5 protein-coding genes and 1 pseudogene are annotated in these 4,112 nt (G+C 76.3%); 3 read left to right on the top strand and 3 right to left on the bottom strand.

Translation table 11 applies throughout. The annotated features are described in order from the left end of the window. A partial coding sequence (locus ACFV0G_RS36350; RefSeq protein WP_380557150.1) for a hypothetical protein occupies positions 1-940 on the bottom strand: 940 nt, incomplete at its 3' end. Positions 941-1,108: 168 nt separating this feature from the next. Here ACFV0G_RS36350 and ACFV0G_RS36355 point away from each other — a divergent pair. Beyond that, entirely contained in the window at positions 1,109-1,522 is a 414-nt protein-coding gene (locus ACFV0G_RS36355) for a hypothetical protein (RefSeq protein WP_380557152.1), read from the top strand. 46 nt (positions 1,523-1,568) lie between these two features. Here ACFV0G_RS36355 and ACFV0G_RS36360 read toward each other — a convergent pair whose 3' ends face one another. Then, the gene (locus ACFV0G_RS36360; RefSeq protein WP_380557154.1) at positions 1,569-2,054 is read right to left on the bottom strand and encodes a MarR family winged helix-turn-helix transcriptional regulator; all 486 of its coding nucleotides are present in this window, start codon (positions 2,052-2,054) and stop codon (positions 1,569-1,571) included. A 153-nt stretch (positions 2,055-2,207) separates the two neighbouring features. Here ACFV0G_RS36360 and ACFV0G_RS36365 point away from each other — a divergent pair, with 153 nt between their 5' ends. Continuing rightward, positions 2,208-2,582, top strand: a complete 375-nt coding sequence (locus tag ACFV0G_RS36365; protein WP_380557156.1) for a DoxX family protein — start codon at positions 2,208-2,210, stop codon at positions 2,580-2,582. Positions 2,583-2,630: 48 nt separating this feature from the next. On the opposite strand, the gene ACFV0G_RS36370 is transcribed toward ACFV0G_RS36365, so the two are convergent. Next, a complete protein-coding gene (locus tag ACFV0G_RS36370) occupies positions 2,631-3,551 on the bottom strand; it encodes a LysR family transcriptional regulator (protein WP_380557158.1) in 921 nt (306 codons plus the stop codon). Positions 3,552-3,726: 175 nt separating this feature from the next. Here ACFV0G_RS36370 and ACFV0G_RS36375 point away from each other — a divergent pair. Then, positions 3,727-4,112: pseudogene (locus tag ACFV0G_RS36375) on the top strand (EamA family transporter); the annotation flags it as partial.

The raw sequence follows: 4,112 nt of genomic DNA on the forward strand, positions 1-4,112 counted from the left end.
GGGCCCCCCCTCCGCGCTCCTGCGGTTCCGCCACCGCCCGGCGGGCCCGGCCCCGGGCGGCGGCCCCCCGGGCGGACACCGCCGCCGCGCCGGCCCCGGCCGCGCGCCGCCGGGCCGCGTCCCGCTCACCGACCGCCGTCAGCTCCCCCTCGCGGGCGTCCGCCAACTCCTGCTCGGCCCGCTCCAGCGCCGCCCGGGCCGCCGCGGCCTCCTCGGCCGCCGCGCGGGTGGCCGCACCGAGCCGGTCGGCCTGCCGTTCCAGCCGCTCCGCCGCACGACGGGCGGCGGTCCGCTCCCGCTCACCGGCGGTGAGCGCCGCCTCGGCCTCGGTGACCGCCCGCCGTGCCTGCCGGGTGGCCGCCCGCCTCGCGGATTCCCCGGCCGCCCGCGCTGAGGCGGCCTTCGCGGGCGTCGGCGCCTTCGCCGGGGCCGGCGTGCGGGCCTCCGCCGACGACGGGGGAAGGCCGTCCAGCGCGCCGGTCTCGTCCAGTGCGCCGGTGAGCCGGCCGCCCGCCAGCGCGGCCGATGCCTCTTCGCTCGCCAGTGCCGCCCGCAGGGTCTGTTCCACTTCGCGCAGGTGCGCCTCACCGAGGTGCTCGCCCTCGTCGGCGGCGGCATCGCGCGCCCGGGCGGTCAGGGCGGGCACCAGCCGGTGGCGCCGGGCCGACAGTTCGCGCAGTGCGGGGCCCGCCAGCGACGCCTGCGCCTCGCGCAGTGAACGGCCCAGCTCCAGCAGCTGCCCGACCTCCTCCTGCCGGCTGCGTACCAGCCGGTTCACGGCGAAGGCGGCAAGGGTCGGCCTGCGCAGCGCCTTGATCCGTGCGGCGAGCGGACGGTCCCCGGCCTCCCGGGCCCGCGCCGCAGCACTGTCCCGGGCCGGGACGAAGTCACGCGGCGGCAGCCCGTAGAGCCCGTCGGCGACGGCATCGAAGCCCTCCACGGCCGCCTCCTCCAGGTCCCTCGGCCACTACGGCGATTCGCTCACCTCCGGCCGCACTCCGCACGCCGACGCATGCCGAGGCCCACTGCCGAGGGCAGTATTGAACGCGTTCAAAACCTCTGCAAGAATGATCCACGCCCCGGCGCCCGCCCGAGCAGTCCTCGGTCCGTGCCACCTTTCCGCCCGTCCTGCCGGTCGTTCCGTGCGGCGGGCCTGCGCGAGAGCGAGTGCCTCGTGATTGCGGTCGTTCCCATCCTGCTGGCAGTACTGGCCGTCATCGTCCTCGTCATCGTCTCCGCCTCCGCGACGGCGGGCTGGGCGTCGGTCTGGCTGACCAGGCGTCTGCGCCTGCCGGCGCGGCTGCTGATCGCCCTGGCCGTGGCGGCGGGTCAGGCGCTGGCCTGGCGGGCGGTTTTCCGGGATTCGATCGCCTGGCTGGTCGTGGCCGGGCTCTGCTGCCTCGCCGCCGCCTCCGCGGCGGGCGCCACCTTCGCCGCCGAGGCCGCCGGTCGACGTGCCCGGGCCCGCCGGCTCGCGATCCGGTACCCGTACGCCGGCCCGGTCGCGCCCTGGGCGCCGTGACGGCAGCCCTCGCCGGATGGCGGCCCGTCCCGACGGGGACGGGCCGTCAGGCCCCGGTGCCCGGGCAGCCGTCCGGGTCGATCGCGGTGCTGACCCGCCGTCCGATCTCGCGCAGCTGCCGCTGCTGGGCGCGGGTGAGCGGGTCGAACACCAGCCGCCGCACCTCCGCGACGTGCCCCGGGGCGGTGGCCACGACCTTCTCGTACCCGGCATCGGTGAGCACCGCCAGGGTGTAGCGGCCGTCCTCCGGGTCCGGCGTGCGGTACACCCACTCCCGTTGCTCCAGCCGCTTCACCACGTGTGAGAGCCGGGAGAGCGAGCCGTCGGCGAGGACGGCGAGGTCGCTCATCCGCAGGGTCCGTCCGGCGGCCATCGACAGGCCGGCCAGCACCTGGTACTCGAAGTGGCTGATCCCCGCGTCCCGTTGGAGCTGCTGGTCCAGTGCGGCGGGCAGCCGGATCACCATGCTGCCGAGCGCCAGCCAGGCCTCCCGCTCGTCGTCGTCCAGCCAGCGGGGCTCGTCCGTCTCCATTCCCCCACCCTAACGTGGCCGTCCGCGCCGCCCGGCCGGTCTGCCGGAGCCCGATCGGACCGTGTGGACCTTCGCCTGATGACTTGACGCTTCAACCGATGGAGCCGTACCTTCCACTTGAAGATTCAAGTCATCCGAGGCAGGGAACCCGCCATGAACGTCATCCTGTGGATCATTGCGAGCGTGCTCGCGCTCGCCTTCCTGGCCGCCGGCGCGATGAAGCTCGCCCAGCCGCGGGAGAAGCTCGTCGCCGCCGGAATGGCCTGGGCCGGCGACTACCCGGCCGGCGCCGTGAAGGCGATCGGCGGCGCCGAGGTCCTCGGGGCGCTCGGCCTGATCCTGCCCGCCGTGTTCGGGGTGGCACCCGCCCTGGTCGCCTGGGCGGCCCTCGGGCTCGCAGTGACGATGGCGGGCGCCGCCGTCGTGCACGCCCGCCGCAAGGAGAACCAGGCCATCGCCATCAACCTCGTGCTGCTCGTCCTCACCGTCCTGGTGGCCTGGGGCCGCTTCGGCCCGCACGCGTTCTGAGCCACGGCTCCGTCCCGGGCCGAGACCGTCCGGACGGGCCCCGGGCGCTCAGTGGGCGCCGGGTGCCGGGGCCGTGGAGGACGGGCGGGTGCGGCGGGCGAGCAGGCCGGTCACCAGGGCGAGCGGCGGCCAGTCGAGGCGGCCGCGACGGGCGACGGCGTAGGCCCGCTGCACCACGTCCGGGCCGGTGAGGGGCAGGATCCGGACCGCCGGCCGGGTGGGGACGCCCACCGGCAGCAGGCCGACGCCGAGCTCCGCGGTGATCATGCCCTGGACCAGTTCGAGGCTGTCCGCCCGGTGGGTGATCCGGGGGTCGAACCCCGCCATCGAGGCGAGCGTGCGGATGACGGTCTCATCGGCGGTGTTCCGCGAGTTGCCGATCCAGTCGTGCGCGCCGAACCGGGCGAACACCTCCAGGGCCGTGCCGGGTGCCGTCCCGGCGTGCGCGGGCACGCCCAGGCCCCACCGGGCGGTCCACAGCGGCAGCGCGTGCACGGACGGTTCGTGCGCGGCGGGTGCCAGGTTGTAGTCGTAGGTGAGGGCGAGGTCGGCCTCGTCCGAGGCCAGCATGTCCAGGGCCTCGGCGGGCTCGTGCTCGCGGATCAGCACGCTCACTCGGGGGTGGCTCGCCGCGAGCTCGGTGACCAGCGGCAGCAGGTGGATGCGGATGGCGGTGGCGAACCCGGCGATGCGCAGCGTGCCGCTCGGCTCCGCGCCCGGTGCGAGGTCGCGGCGTGCGGCCTCGACGGCCGCGACGATGCCGGACGCGTGCTCGGCCAGCCGGCGGCCGGCCGGGGTGAGCCGCACCCGGCGCCCGTCCGGCTCGATCAGTGCGGCGCCGACCTCGCGGGCCAGCGTGGCGATCTGCTGCGAGACGGTGGAGGTGGTCGTCCCGGCGGCCTCGGCGACGGCACGCATCGACCCCAGCCGGGACAGTTCCAGCAGCAGGTCCAGGCGCCGTGTCTCCATGTCCGGGATTGTTCAGGATCTCCGAACGGATTGTCCATGATCGACACGTGGACACGAACGGTGCGGGGGCCTTCTACTGGACCTCATGAGTCCGCTTGAGTCCTCGTCCCGGCCCGGTCCGGGCCGGCCGCGCCCGGGGGCCGCCCGGGCCGGGTTCCTTATGGGTGTGGCGTCGATGTCCACCGTCCAGCTGGGATCGGCGCTGTCGGTGCCGCTCTTCGGACAACTCGGTGTCCTCGGCACCGCGGGGCTGCGCCTCGCCTGGGCGGGCCTGCTGCTGCTGATCCTCGTGCGGCCCCGGCGCCGGGACTTCGCCGGCCGGGACCTCCTGGCCTGCGCGGGGCTGGGCGCGGTCACCGCCGGGATGATGGCGTTCTTCATGCTGGCCGTCGCGCATCTGCCGCTGGGCACCGCGAGCGCCCTGGAGTTCCTCGGCCCCCTGGCCGTCTCGCTCTTCGGCCCGGGCGGGGGGGGGGGGGGGGCGGGGGGGGGCGGGGGGGCGGGGGGGGGGGGGGGGGGGTGCGGGGCGCGCTGCGCCGGCGGGCGGGCGGGGGCGCGCGC

Source organism: Kitasatospora sp. NPDC059571 (assembly GCF_042735675.1).
In the GTDB taxonomy this organism is placed as follows: Bacteria; Actinomycetota; Actinomycetes; order Streptomycetales; family Streptomycetaceae; genus Kitasatospora.

Bases quoted from the DNA above. Each gene is read 5' to 3' on its own strand.
- ACFV0G_RS36360 (WP_380557154.1), bottom strand. From the start codon at position 2,054: ATGGAGACGGACGAGCCCCGCTGGCTGGACGACGACGAGCGGGAGGCC.
- ACFV0G_RS36365 (WP_380557156.1), top strand. From the start codon at position 2,208: ATGAACGTCATCCTGTGGATCATTGCGAGCGTGCTCGCGCTCGCCTTC.
- ACFV0G_RS36370 (WP_380557158.1), bottom strand. From the start codon at position 3,551: ATGGAGACACGGCGCCTGGACCTGCTGCTGGAACTGTCCCGGCTGGGG.